Here is an 18894-nt window from a genome sequence, read left to right on the forward strand (position 1 = left end):
ATTTATTTAGCGGCGTTGATGATACCGGTGACGACATCGGGATACGCCTGGGTGCCGTTCGCGCGGTTGAACAGTCCCGAGGCGTGGTTGCCGGTGTAGCCGCTGTCCCAGTACATCGGCACTATGCCGCGCTTGAAGGCCGCCTGGGTGATGTACTGATTCCACAGCTTGCGGTACTTGCCGGTCGGGTCGACATTGCTGCGCAAGTTGGCCGAATACTCGCCCAGGATCACCGGCACACCCTTGTCGATGAAATTCGTCTTCATCTTCTGGAACTGCCCGTCGGTGAACGACTCGTTGGCCCAGGTCTCGGTGGCCGCCGGATTGGTGGCGCTGGCGCCCCACTGCCAGATATTGTCGCTCTCGCTCAGCGTGAAGTTGTACGGATCGTAGTAGTGCACCTCCATCATCAAACGGCTGGCCACCGAATCGGTCGGCATCGTCGCGTTGCACCCCACCGTGTAATCGATATTGGTCAGATATCCCTGCACCACCAGATGCCGCTGGGCGTTGTTACCGCCAGTGGCGCGAACCGCGTTGACGAAGGTCTGGTTAAAACTCTTCTGCACGGTGCAGTTCTCCGCTGTCGGCGCGCTGAACACCCCCTCGATATTGGTCTCGTTGGTGCCGGCGAACAGCAGATAGTCGTCGTAGGTTTTAAAGTTGTTGCCGATCTGCGTCCAGAATTTGTTCAGGCGCGAGTTCACCGCCGCCTGCTGGGCAAACGAAGGCTGCATCCAGCCGCCATCCCAATGAACGTTGATGATCACATAGAGGCCGGCGCTGCGGGCGTAATCGACCACCTGCTTCACACGCGCCATCCAGCTGGCGCTGATGTTGTAGTTGGCGTCGGCGTATTGGCTCCACGACACCGGAATGCGCACGCTCTTGAAGCCCGCCGCCTTGACGCCGTTGAATAGCGCCTGGTTGGCTTGCGGATTGCCCCAGGCGGTCTCGCCGCCAATGGCCTCCAGCGAGTTACCCAGGTTCCAGCCGGGCGACATCTGCGCCGCCAGCTGGAGGCTGGTCAGGTTGCGCACCGCGCCGGAACGCAGCGCCGTGGCCGCGCCGGAATTGTAGGTGCCGCCGCTGGTGGTGAACTTGATCCAGTACCAATACGGCGTGCCCTGCGCCGGCGTGGTGTCGGTGTAGGTGGTGGCCGATACGGCCAGCATCGCCAACCGGCTGCGGCCGGCCGTATCGCTGTCGGTGTCGCGGTAGACCTGGATGCCGGTCACGGCGCCGCTGACCGTCCAGGTCAACTTGATATTATCCGGCGAGCCGGTTGCGGTCAGGCAGACGGTCGCGCCGCCACCACTGCCGCAATTCTGCGCCTGCGCGAGCGGCCCCGCGCCCAGCGCTAGGAGGAAAAGCATCATCGATAAAAAGGGTTTCATCATGTGACCTTTCGTGGTTACGTGGTTAGGACTTCCGGCGCGCTGCGGCAAAACCCGTCATCAGCAATCCCGCCGCCAGCAGGACCAGGGCGCCCGGCTCCGGCACAGGGCTCGGAACCGGGCCGATGGCGGACATCGACAGGTCGTCCATCACGAACCAACCCTTGTCGCGCGTGATCGTCAACCGGGATACGTTGGTGAAGCCGGCTTGCACCCAGCTATAGCTGCCATTGATGGCGATATTGCCGGTGCTGCCTATCAGCTGGTTCGCCGCATCGTAGGCGGTAATGTTGATCCACGTGGCTTTCGACCCGTTGGTGGCGGGTGTGGCGAACCATGCGCCGTCCAGATTGAACGCCGTCGCGCTGCTGATGCCCAGATTATTCACGCCGAATCCGTTGGAGACGAACTGCGTGCCCGAATGCGCGCCATTGCTGTAGCCATTGACGGCGGTGTCGCCCAGGAACCAGCTGTTGGTCCAGGTCAGATCCTCGTAAGGATTGTATTTGGAGAGTGTCGACAGCTTGCCGCCGGCGCTGACGTCATCGAAGTCCACAACAGTGGCGTGGACAGGCGATGCGAGTGCGAGCACGGCGCCGGCCAAGAAACCAGTCAGTAATTTTTTCATGATGTTTGTCTCTCGTTATTTGCAAGCGTCGCCGGTGACGACGGGAATAGCCTCGCCGCTGACCGTGATCCCGAATTCGGCGGTGTCGCCGGGCTGAATGTTCGTGTTCCAGCTTTGGTTCGGCATGGCCGTGTAGGTCGGCGGCGCGCCGGTGACCTCGGCGTTCCAGAACCCCTGGACGCTGGAATTGTCGGTGTAGGTCCAGCTGACCGCCCAGCCATTGACGGCGGTCGAACGGTTGTTCTTGATGCGGACGGCCGCGTTATAGCCACCCGACCAGGATGCGGTGACGACGTAGCTGCATTCGTTGACCGGTTGCGGCGTCACCACGGGCGGGCCTGCGGTCACCGGCGTCACCAGCACCTCGCCAGCGGTCGCCGGCGTGCCGTAGGCGATGCCCCTTCCGGCGGTGCTCATGTACACCCGGCCGTAGACGTTCATGTCTCCGGCAACCATGCCGCCGTTGGCCAACCCGCCGTATTGGTGGGCGGCGTCGTTGACGCGCACCCAGGTGGCGCCGGCGTCGGTCGAGCGCATCATGCCGTGGACGCTGCCGACGGTGCCGTGAAGGTAGACGGTTGGATAGCCGGCCTGCGGCGCGGTTTTGCCGAAACCGACAGCGTCGCACTGGTTCACCGTTGCGATCTTGCTGAACGTTGCGCCGGAGTCGGTGGAGCGCGACAAACCACTGCCATTCAGGCAAACCCACAGGTCGCCCTCGCGTCCGGGCGCAGGGCGAATCAGTTTCGAACCGCCCGAGGCGAGCGTACTTTTGACGGCGAACGAGGCGCCGCCGTCGACGCTGGCCAGCAGCCTGCCGTTGTCGTAGGCGTAGAACTTCGTCGGGTTGACCGGATCGGCAACTGGGCGCGCATTGCTTGCCGTGAGCCCGGAGATGGCCGCCCAGCTGGCGCCGAAGTTGGTCGAGCGATAGCTGATGGCCGAATCGGCGGGGCTATGCAGCAGGGCGAAACCGTCGGCCGACAGCGCGATGTAGCCCTTGGCGCCGTTCAGCACCGGCGACTTGGTCCAGCTCGAGCCGCTGTTGGTGGTGTAGTACATATCGTTGCCGACGCGCGCCATGATGCGCGGGTCCTGCGCTGCGATGGCCAGCCCTGTCGTAGTGCCGGTTTGCGGCGTATGGCGCACGCCGTACTGGGACGGATCGCTGTTGATGAAGCCATCGAAATCGCCGATCACCGACACCAACGGTCCGTTCGGAATGCTCTGGAAATCGAACGGCACGGTTTCCTCCAGCCCGGCCACGTCGAAGTTCCAGGTAGTGGTGTTGGCGTCGATGTCGTTTGTCTTGAACAAGCCGTTACCGGATACCACCCACACCTTCTTGCCATCGAACGGATCGATTTCGACCGAGCCGGCCCAGTGGATCGAGGTGTCGGTGATCCAGTTGGCGCCCTTGGCGTCGATCGCGAAGCCGCGCGCCACAACGTCGGTCCAGGTGCGGCCGGCATCCCTCGACGTGAAAATGCGGTCGCCGTACTGGTTGGCGCCCTGCTGCATCCAGGTGTTGATGGTCGATACCACCAGGTGTTTGGGATCGTTGCGGTCAAGGCTGATACCGCCGAACGGACGCGCGAAGCCGGCCGGCGTGATGTTGGTCCAGTTGCCGCCGACGGCGTCGTACTCCCATACCTGGCCGTTGTCCATTGGTTCGTCGCTGCCCGGGTGCGGACCGGCGCCGTTGGCGTAGGTGATGTACAGCAGTCCCTCGGCGGACAGCACCGCGCGCTGTGGCATCAGCCCGGCGGGACCGCCTTCGACCGGCACGAAGGTTTCGCCCGCGTCATAGCTGAAGTACAGGTTGGGCCCCGCCGAATCGAAGCGCGACACGCCGACGAACATGCGCTGCGCCAGGCCGCCGTCGACGCTGGTCGGGTCGAGCAGTACGAAGCTGACGCCATTGTCGTTCGGCGTGCTGGTGACGTCGAAGCCCGGCATGCGGTTCCAGGTCGCGCCGGCGTCGGCGCTCTTGAACAAGCCGTCGCGGCGCGTGCCCGCATAAAGCACATTGCCGGAACCGGGATCGACCTGCAGCTTCTCGCCATTCTGACGTCCCATACCGTTACCGTGGGATTTGAATTGGCTACTGACGTCGGTGACGGTGAAGGTTTTGCCGTAGTCGCTGGAGCGCAGCACGGCGGTCTTGCCGCCGCTGAAATAGCTGGTGCCGGCCAGCATATAGACGTTGGCCGCGTTGTGCGGATCGACCGCGAGCGACTCGATGCCAAGCAGGCCAACATCGCTCTGCCCTATCCAGTCGGTCATCGAGGCCCAGCGCGACTTGCCGGCATCCCAGCGATAGGCGCCGCCGACGTCCGTGCGGACGTAGACGACATCGCGTTCACTCTTGCTAGGGACTACCCCGGTGACGAAGCCTCCGCCGCCGATGGCGACCGAGTCCCAGTGGTAGTTTTCCGCCGTGGAGACGAGCGGGATCGACAACGCTGCCGCAAGCAGCGCCACAACGGGCTTGATTTTCATTTTTTGTCTCTCTTGGATTTATAGTTATCGCGTCTATGATGCGCGTTCGACCATTCTGCGATGTCGTCAAGGCCGCCGCAATTACGAAAATCACCAGAGCGCACAACGAAATTTGGCTTACGAACTATTACTAGCTTCAGTCATAAATTTGATTAGATCGCGTCCGCCGTTGACACTATCAATTCGATTATCGATACTCATCGCAGCCGAAAAGCAGAACATTACGGAGACGACGGCGGTCGGCATGACGGTTTCATTCGTGCTTTGCCGAATATGCAAGATGCGGTACAGTCTCGGAAATACCCGCTTCCATAACGTCGTCACTAACATTGGTAAATACATGAACCTTCGCCACATCCTGTTCGTACCTACCGCACTGGCCGCAGCCGGCGCCGGCTTCGCCGCCGACCGTTTGACCGTCACCGTCACGCACAATCTGGACGCGGCACGTCCGTCGGAGACCATCACCGTCCCTTGGTCCGAAGTCAATCGCGTGCTGCCTGGCGCCCTGCTGCAGCATATCGAAGTGAAAGACGCCGCCGGCCGCGTGCTGCCGTACCAGGTCACCAATGTCGCCCCGCAGGCCAAGGACCCGAAGAACGTCGGCATCGCGTACGGCGACCTGATTTTCCAGCATAACTTCGCCGCCGGCGAAAAGAAGGCCACCTTCACGGTCGAGAAGATCGAGGCGATGGCGCCGCCCTTCCCGAGCAAGGTCTCGGCCCGCTACATCCAGGAACGCCTGGACGATTTCGCGTGGGAGAACGACAAGGTGGCGCACCGCACCTACGGTCCCGCGCTGTCCGCGCCGGCGCCGGAAGGCAGCGGCAAGGAAGTGCTGGTCACCAGCGGCATGGATATATGGCACAAGCGCGTCGCCTATCCGATCGTCGACCGCTGGTACAACAAGGGCCACGACCATTATCACCATGATGAAGGCGAAGGCATGGACATGTACAACGTCGGCAAATCGCGCGGCGCGGGCGGCACCGGCATTTGGGACGGCAGCGCCTTGTTCACCAGCGTGAATTACGCGACATGGAAAGTCATCGCCAACGGTCCGGTGCGCGCCATCTTCGAATTGAACTACGACGGCTGGGATGCCGCCGGCACCAAGGTTTCGGAAGTCAAACGCTTCACCGTCGATGCCGGTCACTATTTCGACCAGATCGACAGCACCTTCACCTTCGCCGGTCCGCAGCAGCTGACCGCCGCCGTGGGGCTGAACAAAACGCCTGCCGACAAAGGCCAGGAAGCCGTCGTCAAGCCATCGACCGTTCCGGCCGATCGCTCGATGCTGCAGTGGGTGGAGCAAAAATCGAACGGCGCCTTCGGTACCGCCGTCATCTTGCCGACCGCCGACGAGAAGGGCTACGCCGAAGACAAACTCAATCAGCTGATGCTGGCCAAAGTCGTATCTGGCCAGCCGCTGCGCTACTACGTGGGTTCCGGCTGGACCCGTGGCGGCGACTTCGCGACCTTTGCAGACTGGCAGAAGTATGTGGCGGCGCATGCTGCGCGCGTGCGCGCGCCAGTCAGCGTTACGCTGGGCGCGAGCAAATAAAATCAGCTTGAATCAGGCAGCTTAAATTAGGTAAATTAAGCAATGCTGTTTAAACCGGGCACTCCTTCCCTGCCAGTGGCAAGCCGTTTCTCCTCGGCGCGGCTGTTGGCAGGGTTTTCTATTATGGCGTTGGCAGCATGCGGTCCTGCCCAGGCGGCGGCAAGCACCGATTCGTGGCGACTGGCCTTCGGCGGTGGCAAGCCGCCTGCGGGCTACACTGCCGTGCAACCAGGTATGGACTACGACGAAAAGCGCGGCTTCGGCTTCGAGCCGGGCGCCGTTGTGCGCAATGTCGCGGCGGGTTCCGGCCACCTCGCCGCCGACAAGCCGTTCTTCTTTTCCGTCGATCTGCCCGAAGGCAATTACAACGTCACCATCACCTTCGGCGGCGGCGAGACGGCGTCCAATACCACGGTGAAATCGGAATTGCGCCGGCTGATGCTGGAGAGTATATCGACCGCGCCGGGCGCCACGCTCAAACGTAGCTTCACAGTCAATGTCCGTTCGCCCCGCATACCGGCGGTAGCAAGCATCGCCGCCGGCAGCGTCAAGCTGAAGGCGCCACGCGAAACGGTGGAAGAAGCCTGGAACTGGGACAAGCGCCTGACGTTGGAAATCAACGGCACGAATCCGGCGATCAGCGCTATCGAAATCGTCCCGATCAATGCGCCGACGCTGTTCCTGCTCGGCGACTCCACCGTCTGCGACCAGCCGGGCGAGCCTTATAGCAGCTGGGGACAAATGCTGCCGCGGTTTCTCAAGCCCGGCATCGCCGTCGCCAACCATGCGGAATCCGGCGAAACCTATCGCGACTCTTTGGCGCGCAGGCGGTTGGACAAGGTCGTCAGCGCGATGCGCCCCGGCGACACGGTCTTAATGCAGTTCGGGCACAACGACCAAAAACAGATCAAGGACAACAAGGGCGGGCCTTTCACCACCTACAAGGACGAGATACGCGCCCATGTCGACGCCATCCGCGCGCACGGCGGTGTTCCCGTGATCGTGTCTTCGATGGAACGCCGTAATTTCGACGCCGCCGGCAAGGTTGTGCCATCGCTGCGGGACTACGCCGACGCAGCCCGCGAATCGGCGAAGGAATTGGGCGTGGCCTTTATCGACCTGAATGCGATGAGTAAACCGTTCTACGAAGCGCTGGGCCCGGAGCTATCGAAGAAAGCCTTCGCCGAACCGCAACCCGGACGCATCGACAACACGCACCACAACAACTACGGTGGTTACGAACTGGCGCAGGCGGTATTGACGGGTATACGGCAGAACGGCCTGCCGGTTGCCGCTTTCATCGCCGAAGACTACGGCAATTTCGATCCCTCACATCCCGACCCCGTGACCGCATTCTTGCTCCCGGCCAGTCCCACCTTCACCAATCAACGCCCGTTGGGCGACGAGGCAAACCAATAATATGAAGATCACGCGGCAGTTGGCCGCTGGCTTAACGCTGGCGATCGTCAGCTTCGTGTCGCAGGCCGCCGACGCCTACGTCTTCGCCTACTTTACCGGCAACGGTGAAGATGGCCTGCATTTCGCCGGCAGCGCCGACGGCTACAAATGGGACAAGGTGGGCGAAGGCCGCAGCTTTCTGACGCCGAAGGTGGGGAACTCGAAATTGATGCGCGATCCGTGCATCGTGCGCGGCCCGGACGGCACCTATCACATGGTCTGGACCTCGGGCTGGAACGAGAACAACATCGGCTATGCGTCTTCCAAAGATCTGGTCAACTGGTCGCCGCAGCAGCAGGTGCCGGTGATGGCGCACGAACCGGGTTCGCTGAACGCCTGGGCGCCGGAGATCGTCTACGACGACAAACGCGGGGAGTTCCTGATCTTCTGGGCGTCGACGATACCTGGGCGTTTCGCCGCCACGGACGGCTCGTCGGAGGAAAAATACAACCACCGCATGTACTACACGACCACCCGCGACTTCGTGACCTACGCGCCGACGAAACTGTACTACGATCCAGGCTTCAGCGTGATCGACGCCAGCTTCGTACGCGCCAACGGCAAGAACTACCTGATGGTCAAGGATGAAACGCGCAACCCGCCGAAGAAGTATTTGCAGATCGCTGCGGCGCCGGACTTGCAAGGACCATTCGGCAAACTCGGCGCGCCCATCACGCTACCCGGCCTGTGGGTGGAAGGTCCGACAGCGCTGCAAATCGGCCAGGACGTCATCCTGTACTACGACGCTTACACGACCAAGCATTACGGCGCCATGCGCTCGAGCGACATGGTGAACTGGGAGGATGTGACGGCGAAGATGCGCTTCCCGGATGAAGGTACGCCACTGCGCCTGCGCCACGGCACGGTGTTTGCCGTACCTGAAGAAGTGCTTGGGACGTTAAACAAGCGCCAACCGCAGTAATAAGCGTGCAGCACTGGCGGACAAGCGGCGTGGATCAATCCCGTCTCATATAAGCCGCCAATGGACTGCCCGGCAAGGCCTTGAACGCGTCGACCACGCGCGCGGCATTGAACCGCGCTCCGGCTTCATTGGTATGGGTGCGGGCATCGGAAAAGAAACCGTCGACAGTACTGGCGCCAACCTTGCGGTATGCGTCGCTGACGACCATCGTCAGATCCACGAATTGTGCCCCGCCCTCGCGCGCCACTTCCTCGTCCCACTGCGCATAACTGGCGAAGTCGCGCCCCTGCTCCCACACGTCTCGGTGCGGAACCGGCGACAAGAGGATAACGGTGGCGCCTTTGGCCCTCGCATCGGCCACATAGCGCGCCATGTACCAGCCGAAGGTGTGGACCTGCTCCTTGCTGCCGTCCGGCCGGGTGTCTTCGACCGTCTCAGGCCCGGTTCCCGGACCGGAACCGCGATTTTTCCCGGCCGGATCGCCAATGCGCGCGCCGTCGTTGTGACCGAACTGGATCGCGACGAAGTCCCCGGCCTTTACCTGCGCCAGTACCTTGTCCCAACGTCCTTCGGTAAAGAAGGTGCGGCTGCTGCGGCCACCGATCGCATGGTTGACGACATTGATCTTGTCCGTGTCGAAGTGCGTCGCAATACGCTCGCCCCACCCTATCGCGCCGTTCGTGCCGCCGCTTTTGACGGTCGAGTCGCCCACCAGGAAAAGACTGGGCAACGATGGATCGCGGGGCTGCACTCCGGCGACCTTGCCGGCATCGACCACCGGCCGGTCATCCTCGGCGGCGGGGATGGCCAAGCCGGCTGCGTTCAATGCGGTCATGACGGCCGGCGTGCGCAAGGACTTGAGGCCGGCGACCACGGCACGGGCATTGAGTTCGGCGCCGGCCAGATTGGTGTGCGTCTGCTCGTCCGGCGTCACCAGCGGGAACATCTTCATTACCTCATCGCGGCCCATGGCGTCGTACTGACGCGCGATCATGCCATTCAGATCGATGAAGCCGACCTTCTGCTGGCGCGCCACCTGCTCGGCCCAGCCGGCGTAACCATCCTGGCTTCGGCGTATTTTTCCATCGTCTCCCCAGCTTTTTCGCGGTATCGGCGAACAGATAACCGCCGTGGCGCCGCGCGCCTTGATGTCCGCCACAAAGGTGCGCAAATACCAGCCGTAGGTGTGCACCACTTCGCGCTCTCCGGTCATCAGATTGTCGATTTCCTCCACCTCGTCGCCGATGCCTTTGATGGTGCCGCGCGCGCGGACGTTGTCGTTGACCGGTCCGGCGTCGTTGTGGCCGAACTGAATCAGCACCACGTCTCCCGCCTTGACGAATGCCAGGCTGCGCTGCCAATGCCTGGTGGTCAGATAGGTGCGGCTGCTCAGTCCACCGATGGCGCGATTGACCACATTGATCTTCGCTGGATCGAACATCGCGGCCAGCGGATGGCCCCATCCCCATTGACCGGCGGCGCCTTTACCCTGGCCGTCGTCCTTGCCGTTGCGAACCGTCGAATCGCCGATCAAAATGAGCGAAGGCAGGTCCCGATTCGCCGGCTCCGGCAGCACCACCTGCGCGTTGCGCGGATCGGTGTTGACGGCCGCCGGCGGGGTTTGCGACCAAGCCGTCGGCGCAGTTACTACTGCTGCGACGCAGCACAGTTTGAGGACGAAAGCGAAGTATCTGTTCATGGGGCCAATTCTATGCGAGGATTTTTCGGGGCTTGTACGGTGAGCCTAAAGAATCAGAAAAATGAGCAGTGTCAGCAGCAGTATGAGCAGACAATCGTAACCTTCCAAACCCATTTGAGCCATCGATGATTACCAAGATCCTGATTTGCGCGGCCCTGATCCTCTCCAGCAGCGCGCACGCGCAGATCGGCAAGCGCTTCCCGTCCGAGCGCAAGGTGGTCAAGGATCCGGTCACCGGGACCATGCTGACCTTCCTGACAAGCCAGCCAAACGGCGATTCCAAGATCTACCCGACGCACCCGCAGTGGACCTCCGACGGCAAGTGGCTTGTGTTCCGCTCCGCGCGGGTCAAGGGCGAGGCCATGGCGGTCAACGAGGAAACCGGCGAACTGGTACAGGTCACCGAGGGTGGATACGTCGGCATGTTGAACCTGGCCCGCAAGTCGATGAAGCTCTACTTCATGCGCAAGGACAGCGATGCCAAACGCCTGCAGTTCGTCGAAGTGGATCTGGCGGCGCTGCTGGCCGACAGCAGGGCCGGCAAACTCAAATCCGCCGACGCCTACCAGCGCATTTGCGGCACCACAGCGCCGGATCTGGAAGCCGGCGGCGACATGGCGCTGGACGCCGACGAGGAATGGGCATACTTCCGCACCGGTCCGACCGAGGCGGCAAAACATCTGGCGCCGGGCGTGAAAATCGAACCGGCGTTCGGGCCGCGCCGCATGGGTGCGGGACCGAACGGGATCTCGCGCATGAATGTGCGCACTGGCGAAGTCAAACACGTGGTGTCCGTCCCTTTCCAGATCGGTCATATCCAGGCGAATCTGTGGAATCCGGGCGAGATTGTCTTTTGCTGGGAGACCGGCGGCAAGTCGCCTCAGCGTACCTGGACCGTGAAGGCCGACGGCACCGGCCTGCGGCCGCTCTACCCGGAAGCGCCATACGAATGGGTCACACACGAAGCGGTGATCTCGAAGGATGAAGTGGCGATGGCGATCATGGGGCATCGTCCGATCGCAGAGGGTGGCGGCGGGGTTGGCGCGCCGGCGACCGGCGTTCAAGGTGCGAATCCCGGCCAGGACGAGGGCTGGGGCATCACCGGCACCCGCGAGAAGCCGAGCGGCCTGGCGATCGTCAATCTGCGCACCCGCGAGATGACGATTGCCGGCCAAACGCCGTCCGGCAGCGGTTTGTGGCATGTACACGGATCGTCCGACGGACGCTGGGCGGTGGGCGATGACTTCAGCCGCAGCGTTTATCTGATCGACCGCAAAACACGCGAGATGATCATGCTGACAACCGGGCACAAACCCACGGCCGCCGATCACCCCCACCCGACCTTCAATGCCGACGGCACGCGCATACAGATTCAGTCGGCGATGTTATCGGAGGATGGACGCAGCATGAACATCTGCATCGTCCCGGTGCCGGAGGCGTGGCTCAAGCGCTAGTCGCAAATCAATCCAGCTCGGTTAGCTCCACGCGCCGCAGCTCATACGGCGCCCCCTCGAGCTGGAAACCGATCCGCCCGGTCGCCGGCTCGCTGCGCGTAACGCTATTTTGATGAACGCCATTGATCGAAACCTCAACCTTGCCGTCGCGGCTGACGATATCGCAGACGTTCCACTCACCGACCGCCAGCTCGCTGTCCGGCGACGTGCGGGCTTTGATGCGCGGTTCGGCGCCAGCAGCGGACGTCAATGGCTCGGCAAAACCGGCGCCCGCCATCGGCAGCAGATCGCCGGCGTTGCCGCGCTTGGTCTGCACCTGGAGACTGCGCGGCCAGACGCGGTCCATCGGGCCATCGCTGATATGCAGCAGGATTCCGCCATTGCCCGGCTTCCCGCTCCAGCGCCATTCCACATGCAGTTCATAGTTGCGATAGTTGTTCAGCGTCGCCAGGAAGCCCGAAGGCTGCCCGGTCGAGGCGACGACACCATCAGGCAGCATGCGAAACACGCTGTCCACGGTGGCCGACGGCGACGTCTTCAACTCCCAGCCGCTGAAATCGCGGCCGTTGAACAAATCCACCGCGCCCGCCGTGTGCGTGGATAAAATCAGCAACGCGGCGCATGCCATTCGATTCATCATCTGATACTCTCTTCACTATGAAAAAAACCCTGATTACCCTGATCCTCGGCCTTAGCGCCGGCCTGGCCGGCGCCGCCCCCACCGTCATCCAGCTCTGGCCCGAGGGCGTGCCCGGAATCAAAACGGACATCGGCCCCGAGAAAATCGGTAGCGGCTACAACTCCAACGTCAGCGAAGCGACGCTGACCATGATCGGTCCCGCCGTCGACCGTCCCAACGGCACCGCCGTCATCATCTGCCCCGGTGGCGGCTATGTACGCATGTCCACGGCGCGCGAAGGCGATCAATACGCCAACTGGCTTAGCACCCTGGGCGTCACCAGCTTTGTGCTCAAGTATCGCATGCAGGAGTACGGCCATCCCGCCCCGCTGCAGGACGTGCTGCGCGCGGTGCGCATGGTGCGCTCGCGCGCCGCCGAATTTAACATCAACCCGGCGCGTATAGGCGTCATGGGCAGCTCCGCCGGCGGCCACCTGGCGGCAAGCGCCGGCACGCTGTTCGATAATCCCGCCGGCCGTACCGGGGCCGCCATGGACGCCGTCAGCGCCCGTCCGGACTTCCTGATGCTGATGTACCCTGTGATATCGATGCAGGAGCCGGCCGTCCACGCGGGCTCGCGCAAGGCCTTGCTGGGCGACGCGCCATCGGCCGAAACGCTGCAGCTGATGTCCCTGGAAAATCAGGTCACTGCCGCCACACCGCCAACGCTGCTGATTCACACCCAGGAAGATCAAGCCGTCCCGGTGGAAAACAGCATCCTGTTCTACCAGGCGCTGACCAAGGCCAAGGTGCCGGCCGAAATGTACCTGTTCGAGCATGGTGGTCATGGCATGGGCATGCGCGACGGACTGGGTACCTCGTCGCTGTGGCCACGCCGCGCGGAAGAATGGATGCGCGATCGCGGCCTGCTCACTCAGGCGAAGTAGAACATCGGCTGCAGCGGCCATTCGCGGGGCCGGTTGCCCGGCTCCACCTCCATCAGGTCCGCCATGTAGTCCCACCAGCGCTTCATCACCGGCTGGCCCGGCAAGGCCTCGATCTTGTTATCCGGCGCCAGCTTCAGGACCGCGAACAGGTGCAGCGTTTCCTCGTCGAGGAAGATGGAGTAGTCGTAGATGCCCGCTTCCTTGAGCGCCGCCGCAAGGTCGGGCCACAGCACATCGTGGCGGCGCTTGTATTCATCCACCGTGCCGGGTTTAAGCTTCATGCGGAACGCGCGGGTGATCATTTTTTGCCTCCGTTGGCCATCTTTTTCAGTTCGGCGGCGGCCAGCAGGTAGCCGCCAACGCCATAATTAAAGCTGGACGCGGGCCGGTAGAACGCCGGCTCCGCGCCGGTTTGCTGGATGCCGCCAAGGCGCCCGTCAGCATAAATGTTTTTAAGGATGCCGGCCCAGGCGCGTTCGATTACTGGGCGGTAGACTTTGGCGTCCAGGTATCCTTTGTTGACGCCATATGCCATGCCGTACACGAACAACGCCGAACCGGAGATCTCCGGCAGCGGATAACTGGCAGGATCGAGCAGGCCCGCGTGCCAAAGGCCGTCCTCCCCCTGCAAGCTGGCGATACGGGCGGACATTTCACGCAACTGCTGTACGTAGAACGGCTTTTGCGGGTCGTTCTCGGGGATGTAATCCAGCGTGCGCGCCAGACCGCCAAGTACCCAGCCCTCGCCGCGTGACCAGAAAATCTTCTTGCCGTTGGTCTCGCGTTTGGTGATGTAGCTGGCGTCGCGCGCATACAAATGATCTTCCTTGTCGTACAGCAGATCGTAGGTCTTGCGCCATTGATCGTGCACGTAGTCGAGGTATTTGCGCTCGCCGGCGGCCTTGTACATCTTCACCCATACCGGCGGCGCCATGAACAGCGCATCGCACCACCACCAAGGTAGCCGGTCGTCGCCCGGCTTGAGCGTTTTCAGGTTGATCAGGGTATCGAGCTCGGTCCTGGTCGGGCCGAGGCGTGCTGACGATGGATCGCGCTCATACAGTTCCAGATAGGTCTGCGCCACGCTGATATCGTCGGCATTGGGATACGGCGTGCGCAGCTTCCATTCGAACTGGTTCGCCATGGCCAGCATGGCATCGCGATATTTGGGGTCTCCGGTCGCATCGGATGCTGCCATAAACCCACTGTATAGCACACTGGAGGTCCAGATCCGGTCCAGGTGCGGCAATGTACGCGCCAGCTGCCAGTCGGCCACCTTGCGCAGCGCCTTGTCGATCGCTGCAGCTTGCAGCGCTGGTGAAAGATCGGTGGCCAGCGGCCCGCCATCAGCCGGTGCGTCGCCGAAGTGGCGGCTGGTGTCCTTGTCGACGATGGCCTGCATGGCCGGCGTCGGCAGCGGATATTGCTGTGTGTTCGTGGTGCCGCAGCCGCTGACAAGGCCCAGCGCCGCAAGGAGAAAATAGGATGTCTTCATCAAGTCTTGTCCTGTTCTTCGAAACTCTTCTTGGTTGGATCTTCCTTCGGCGGCGCCGGTTTGACGACAACGCTGCCGGCAGGCAGGCCTTGTACCGCCGTCGCGTCCTCAATGGCGACCGGCGTTTTCAGGCGCAGCTTCGCATCGGTGAATTGCCAGGCCTTGGCGTCGTAGATATGGCCGCCCTTCTCCGCTTCGATATCCAGATTGGCGAGGCTGAAGCGATCCAGCGGCACTTCCTTGTAGCCGTCGACCTCGAAAGCGGTGGTGGCGCCGGTGGCCTTGATATTCCAGATGCGTACATCGTGGAAGTGCGCGATTCCCTTCTCCCTCGGCACGGGCGTGGCCAGCACCTTCCAGTAGGCGGGATAGTCCTTGATCTCCTTGGGGATCTCGGCGTAGCTGTAGCTCGGATTCCAGTTCATCGTGATGCGGATGACGACCGGTGTGCCTTTCATCGTAAAGTCGTGCAGGCGCAGATTTTCACCGAATCCGCCGCGCGTGTGCGCCGATTTGAACAGGATACCGACAGGGACTTTGTCCAGCACGGTGATATTGTAGGCCTCGACATTACGGAATCCGCCCGCCGTCTCGCTGCCGAAGGTGACGCCTGCGGCGCCGTCTCGCACAATGGAGTCGCGGATGATCACGTCCTCGGTTGGCCGGGCAACACGCTGGCCGTCGGAATCGCGCCCGGCCTTCAGGCACAATGCGTCGTCGTTGACGGCGATATCGGCGTTTTGCACGAGGATCTTCTTCGACGAATCGATATCGATACCGTCGGTCGACGGCCCACGTCCACCCTCGTTGTTTCGAATGACTACGCCATCGACGGTGATATCGGTCGAGTAGCAGATGTGTAGCGTCCAGAAACCCGAGCGGCGCAACAGCAGGCCGCCCCCCACTTTGACTTGCGACGAGTTGAATACCTGAACCAGGCGCGGACGCCGGGCATCGTAGTCGGAGGCCCACCGCAAGCCGCGCGGCTCATAGGCTTTGCGCAAGGTCCAGTAGCTGTCCCAAAAGATCTTGCCATCGCCGTCGATGGTTCCCTGACCGGTGATCGCCGCGTTTTTCTGTTCGTAGACGTTGACCAGCGCAGCAGGCCAGCTCATTTCGATACCGGCGATCCGTGTAGGCATGACCGGATAATCCTCGATCCGCTGCGAGCCGAGGATGGTGACGCCTTTGTCAACCTGCAGCGTGACACCGGTTTTGACGAAGATCGATCCGCTCAGGTAGGTGCCGGGGCTGAGCACCACTGTGCCGCCATCCTTGGCGGCGGCGTCGATGGCCGCCTGGATCGCCTTGGTGTCGAGCGTGACGCCGTCGCCCCTGGCGCCGTAGGTGGAAGCGTTATAGGTTTTGGCGCCTGCGGTTGCCATGCCCAGCGCGAGGACGACGGTTGCGGCCAGGCGCATCCACTTGGTTATCTTCATGGTGGTTCTCATTGTTTGGGTTGCGTCAGCAGTCGCACGGGGCCCAGCATGCCGGATGGCGTAGCGACGATCAAATGCGTATCCTGCGGCACGAAGCGCTGGCCATAGCGTGCCGAGAGCAGCCGGTAGTCCGGACGCTCCTGACCCGCCAGCGCGTTAAGCGACAGATTGGCGACTTTGACCTCGATCTTGTTGACCCCCACCCGCAGCTGACTGGTGACGTCCAGCTCATAAGGCGGATGCCATACCGAACCCGCGCGCTGTCCGTTGACGAAGACCTCCGCCGCCTCGCGTATCGGGCCATCGATCATCGCGCGCATACCGGCAGGGACCTTGGGCGTGGTGTCCAATGGCGTGCCTTTGCCGAAATCCAGGCGGATGACCGCGCCCTTCAGCTGTAAGGCGCCAAGCTCCACGTCCTTGCTGTAGACGGCGATGCCGGAGAAAAATCGCGTGGATGTATCGTCGGTCCACGAGCGCAGTTGCGGCATCGATTGCGGTTGCGTGCCAGGGAACCGCACCTGCCAGTCACGACTCAGATCCAATAGAACAGCCGATGTTTTCGGAACCGCGGCCGGACCTGCGGCCTCGCGGTCGCTCAGAACCAGTATCCGCGACTCGTATGGTGCAAGAACCAGCTCCAGCAGCGGCGTCACCTGGGCGGCGCTGGTGGTGCCATCGTGCGGATTCCACCACGATGCGGATTTGCGGGTAGCTCTCAGCTTTGCAGTGGTCCGAACTTCGTGGTTGCCGGTGTTGGCAATGAAGTAGATATCGCCATCGGCCAGCTTGCGGTGGATAAAACCGACATCTGCAGACTGCGACGCCAGCTTCAGATCCGGCGTCAGCGCCTTGGCGAGCGCCGCGCCGACCGCCGCGTCATCCGCCACCAGCGTTACGCCGGCCTTGGCGTGCAAAGCCCCGGAAGCCAGCACCACTTGCGACGTGATGCGCTGCGCGTCCGCATAACCAGGCGCCATCGATGGCAAACCACCGACGACGATGATTTTGCCGCCGTCACGTACGTAGTTCGCCAGCTTGGCCATCACTTCCGGGGACAGCCGCGTCACATGCGGCATGACCAGCACCGGATGACTGATGCCTAGCGCGAGTATCGATTCGGCGTCGACATAATCGAGATTGTGACCGGCATCGAGGATCTGCTCCGTCAATTCCGGGGTGACGTGTTTGTGCATCTCGGCCGACAGCGAGACTTTACCCGGTGACATTGACGCATACACGTCGTCATTCGGCAGCAGCACGGCGACATCGTTCGCCGGACGTCCCTGTCGCAGCAGATAGCTGGTACGGGTCAGGTACGCCGTCACGTCCGGCATGACGTTCCACCAGGGCTGGTGATCGTTGAACACGGCCGCCGCGTAGAAGGAGTAACCGGGTTCCGGCGCCCCAGGCGGTGTGTAAGGCCAGCCATGACCGACAAACAGGTTCACACCCTGAAGCAGCATGCGGTCGGCTTCGGCCTTCATATCCAGCGGCGTCGCGCTGAACGCCGGCGAGTGCAGCCAGGTCCACGTCTCGGCCGAGATCACCGGCTTGTTATATAGGTGCCCCGCCGATGTCGCCAGCCGGGTGAACGAGAAGGTGCGGAATTGCGGCCCTTCGCCCTCCGGCAGCGCGACCAGGCGGTTGCTGGACATGGAGACCGCCGGCTCGCCATAAGTCTGGGAGCGGAACTGCGTCTTGTGCGCCTTTGCCCAATCGTTGACCGGCGTCAGATAACGCTCGTTGACCAATTCCGTCTGCGTTTGCACCCAGTCGTGGCGCAACGCACCCGCATCCGGCCCGGTGCCGCTGTAGATCGCCGGCAGGTGCGGCTTGAGGTCATAGCCGCGCCGGTGCTGGAACTCGTCGAGAAAGTCGTCGGTCCAGTCGGTGCCGTAGACTTCCAGACTGTCCGAGAACACCGCGTAAGGCGGCTGGTCGCCAAATGCCTTGAGCAGCGGCTCGGCGACGGTGTTCAGATGATGATCGATAGCCTTGCGGCTCAGATGGTCCAGCACAAAACCTTCAGCGCCCAGCGCCGCGCGCTTGACCTGCTGGCCGGTGCGGCTGGCGATGTAGAACACCATCACGCGCGCATCGGCCACGGGCGCCACCACCGCGCGTCCGGGGGCTGCAGCGTCGGGCAGCTGCGTCAGCTTGAGCGCGGCGGCGTCATACTGTTTGGCGTTGCCCGCGCCGACGAAGGCCGCCAGAAGTTTTTCCCCGCTCATGATGGCCGGTAGTGCGACACTGCCAGCGCCGGGCGCCACTTCCGCGACGGCGACCCGCAAACGTCCGGCCGATTCCGTGACCGGAACATTGGGGCCGCCATACGGCCAACCGCTGGCCAACGTCATATCGACGCGCATGCCTTCGGCGCGCGCCTTGCGATTGACGAAGCTGACCGAATCGAGGAATTCCGCCGACAGATAGGGAACGTTGCGAATGCCGCGCGCCGGGTCGTCGAGTTCCATCGGATACACCGGCTGAATCTCGACACCGCCAAAGCCGCCGGCCTTCATCGCCAGCAGTTCGCGCTCCAGCTCCGACTGCACGACCGCCGGGCCGAACCACCACCACCGCACCATGGGACGGGCGTCCGCCGGTGGATTGGCCAGGCGTGCAGCGACGTCGGCGAGACGGTCGGACAGCACCGGCCCAGGCGTCCCGCCCTGCGCTGCGGCCACGCCAACGCCGGCGTACAGCAACGTCGACAAACATGCCGCAGTGATGGCACGTGTAGTCGGGCGGCGCTGATCGCGCGGCC

The 18894-nt window shown here is 62.6% G+C and carries 14 protein-coding genes; 5 read left to right on the top strand and 9 right to left on the bottom strand.

Translation table 11 applies throughout. From position 1 onward, the window contains the following. Window positions 1–2: 2 nt before the first annotated feature. Genes ACZ0BA_RS08475 through ACZ0BA_RS08485 form a run of 3 tightly spaced genes read right to left on the bottom strand, consistent with a single transcriptional unit; the run spans window position 3 to window position 4527 of the window. Window positions 3–1400 carry a glycoside hydrolase family 5 protein gene (locus ACZ0BA_RS08475; protein WP_463450849.1) on the bottom strand — a complete coding sequence of 466 codons (1398 nt, stop codon included), beginning with the start codon at window positions 1398–1400 and terminating at the stop codon, window positions 3–5. Window positions 1401–1422: 22 nt separating this feature from the next. After that, on the bottom strand, window positions 1423–2025 hold the full coding sequence (locus ACZ0BA_RS08480; protein WP_463450850.1) for a PEP-CTERM sorting domain-containing protein: 603 nt from the start codon (window positions 2023–2025) through the stop codon (window positions 1423–1425). A gap of 15 nt (window positions 2026–2040) precedes the next feature. Next, window positions 2041–4527, bottom strand: coding sequence for a cellulose binding domain-containing protein (locus ACZ0BA_RS08485; RefSeq protein ID WP_463450851.1), 2487 nt, complete (start codon window positions 4525–4527; stop codon window positions 2041–2043). A gap of 340 nt (window positions 4528–4867) precedes the next feature. On the opposite strand from ACZ0BA_RS08485, the gene ACZ0BA_RS08490 reads away from it, so the two are divergent. From ACZ0BA_RS08490 to ACZ0BA_RS08500, 3 genes are read left to right on the top strand one after another with little or no spacing between them, the layout of a single operon-like run. Beyond that, window positions 4868–6091 (top strand): DUF4861 family protein, encoded by a 1224-nt coding sequence (locus tag ACZ0BA_RS08490; RefSeq protein ID WP_463450852.1) that lies wholly within the window; start codon window positions 4868–4870, stop codon window positions 6089–6091. A 42-nt stretch (window positions 6092–6133) separates the two neighbouring features. Next, window positions 6134–7510 (top strand): rhamnogalacturonan acetylesterase, encoded by a 1377-nt coding sequence (locus ACZ0BA_RS08495; RefSeq protein WP_463450853.1) that lies wholly within the window; start codon window positions 6134–6136, stop codon window positions 7508–7510. 1 nt (window position 7511) lies between these two features. Continuing rightward, window positions 7512–8471 carry a glycoside hydrolase family 43 protein gene (locus ACZ0BA_RS08500; RefSeq protein WP_463450854.1) on the top strand — a complete coding sequence of 320 codons (960 nt, stop codon included), beginning with the start codon at window positions 7512–7514 and terminating at the stop codon, window positions 8469–8471. 34 nt (window positions 8472–8505) lie between these two features. Here the strand turns inward: ACZ0BA_RS08500 and ACZ0BA_RS08505 are convergent, their stop codons facing one another. Further along, window positions 8506–10170, bottom strand: coding sequence for a rhamnogalacturonan acetylesterase (locus ACZ0BA_RS08505; protein ID WP_463450855.1), 1665 nt, complete (start codon window positions 10168–10170; stop codon window positions 8506–8508). Between the two features lie 125 nt (window positions 10171–10295). Between ACZ0BA_RS08505 and ACZ0BA_RS08510 the strand changes: the two genes are divergently transcribed. Beyond that, complete coding sequence (locus ACZ0BA_RS08510; RefSeq protein ID WP_463450856.1) at window positions 10296–11624, top strand: TolB-like translocation protein; 1329 nt, start codon at window positions 10296–10298, stop codon at window positions 11622–11624. A gap of 7 nt (window positions 11625–11631) precedes the next feature. Here the strand turns inward: ACZ0BA_RS08510 and ACZ0BA_RS08515 are convergent, their stop codons facing one another. Beyond that, complete coding sequence (locus ACZ0BA_RS08515; protein WP_463450857.1) at window positions 11632–12264, bottom strand: 3-keto-disaccharide hydrolase; 633 nt, start codon at window positions 12262–12264, stop codon at window positions 11632–11634. 17 nt (window positions 12265–12281) lie between these two features. Between ACZ0BA_RS08515 and ACZ0BA_RS08520 the strand changes: the two genes are divergently transcribed. Further along, window positions 12282–13190 (top strand): alpha/beta hydrolase, encoded by a 909-nt coding sequence (locus ACZ0BA_RS08520; RefSeq protein WP_463450858.1) that lies wholly within the window; start codon window positions 12282–12284, stop codon window positions 13188–13190. Here ACZ0BA_RS08520 and ACZ0BA_RS08525 read toward each other — a convergent pair. From ACZ0BA_RS08525 to ACZ0BA_RS08540, 4 genes are read right to left on the bottom strand one after another with little or no spacing between them, the layout of a single operon-like run. Further along, window positions 13178–13492, bottom strand: a complete 315-nt coding sequence (locus ACZ0BA_RS08525; RefSeq protein ID WP_363495213.1) for an L-rhamnose mutarotase — start codon at window positions 13490–13492, stop codon at window positions 13178–13180. The genes ACZ0BA_RS08520 and ACZ0BA_RS08525 overlap by 13 nt on opposite strands. Beyond that, window positions 13489–14685: a glycoside hydrolase family 88/105 protein gene (locus ACZ0BA_RS08530; protein WP_463450859.1), complete on the bottom strand. Its 1197-nt coding sequence runs from the start codon at window positions 14683–14685 to the stop codon at window positions 13489–13491. Before ACZ0BA_RS08530 ends, ACZ0BA_RS08525 begins: the two co-directional genes overlap by 4 nt. Further along, window positions 14685–16124, bottom strand: coding sequence for a glycoside hydrolase family 28 protein (locus ACZ0BA_RS08535; protein WP_463450860.1), 1440 nt, complete (start codon window positions 16122–16124; stop codon window positions 14685–14687). Before ACZ0BA_RS08535 ends, ACZ0BA_RS08530 begins: the two co-directional genes overlap by 1 nt. A gap of 8 nt (window positions 16125–16132) precedes the next feature. After that, a complete protein-coding gene (locus ACZ0BA_RS08540) occupies window positions 16133–18844 on the bottom strand; it encodes a glycosyl hydrolase (protein WP_463450861.1) in 2712 nt (903 codons plus the stop codon). Window positions 18845–18894 lie beyond the last annotated feature (50 nt).

The sequence above is a fragment of the Duganella sp. AC917 genome, from assembly GCF_979258245.1.

What these genes read in the sequence shown, in the direction of transcription:
- ACZ0BA_RS08475 (WP_463450849.1), bottom strand. Translation starts at nt 1,400, where the DNA reads ATGATGAAACCCTTTTTATCGATGATGCTTTTCCTCCTAGCGCTGGGC.
- ACZ0BA_RS08480 (WP_463450850.1), bottom strand. Translation starts at nt 2,025, where the DNA reads ATGAAAAAATTACTGACTGGTTTCTTGGCCGGCGCCGTGCTCGCACTC.
- ACZ0BA_RS08485 (WP_463450851.1), bottom strand. Translation starts at nt 4,527, where the DNA reads ATGAAAATCAAGCCCGTTGTGGCGCTGCTTGCGGCAGCGTTGTCGATC.
- ACZ0BA_RS08490 (WP_463450852.1), top strand. Translation starts at nt 4,868, where the DNA reads ATGAACCTTCGCCACATCCTGTTCGTACCTACCGCACTGGCCGCAGCC.
- ACZ0BA_RS08495 (WP_463450853.1), top strand. Translation starts at nt 6,134, where the DNA reads ATGCTGTTTAAACCGGGCACTCCTTCCCTGCCAGTGGCAAGCCGTTTC.
- ACZ0BA_RS08500 (WP_463450854.1), top strand. Translation starts at nt 7,512, where the DNA reads ATGAAGATCACGCGGCAGTTGGCCGCTGGCTTAACGCTGGCGATCGTC.
- ACZ0BA_RS08505 (WP_463450855.1), bottom strand. Translation starts at nt 10,170, where the DNA reads ATGAACAGATACTTCGCTTTCGTCCTCAAACTGTGCTGCGTCGCAGCA.
- ACZ0BA_RS08510 (WP_463450856.1), top strand. Translation starts at nt 10,296, where the DNA reads ATGATTACCAAGATCCTGATTTGCGCGGCCCTGATCCTCTCCAGCAGC.
- ACZ0BA_RS08515 (WP_463450857.1), bottom strand. Translation starts at nt 12,264, where the DNA reads ATGATGAATCGAATGGCATGCGCCGCGTTGCTGATTTTATCCACGCAC.
- ACZ0BA_RS08520 (WP_463450858.1), top strand. Translation starts at nt 12,282, where the DNA reads ATGAAAAAAACCCTGATTACCCTGATCCTCGGCCTTAGCGCCGGCCTG.
- ACZ0BA_RS08525 (WP_363495213.1), bottom strand. Translation starts at nt 13,492, where the DNA reads ATGATCACCCGCGCGTTCCGCATGAAGCTTAAACCCGGCACGGTGGAT.
- ACZ0BA_RS08530 (WP_463450859.1), bottom strand. Translation starts at nt 14,685, where the DNA reads ATGAAGACATCCTATTTTCTCCTTGCGGCGCTGGGCCTTGTCAGCGGC.
- ACZ0BA_RS08535 (WP_463450860.1), bottom strand. Translation starts at nt 16,124, where the DNA reads ATGAAGATAACCAAGTGGATGCGCCTGGCCGCAACCGTCGTCCTCGCG.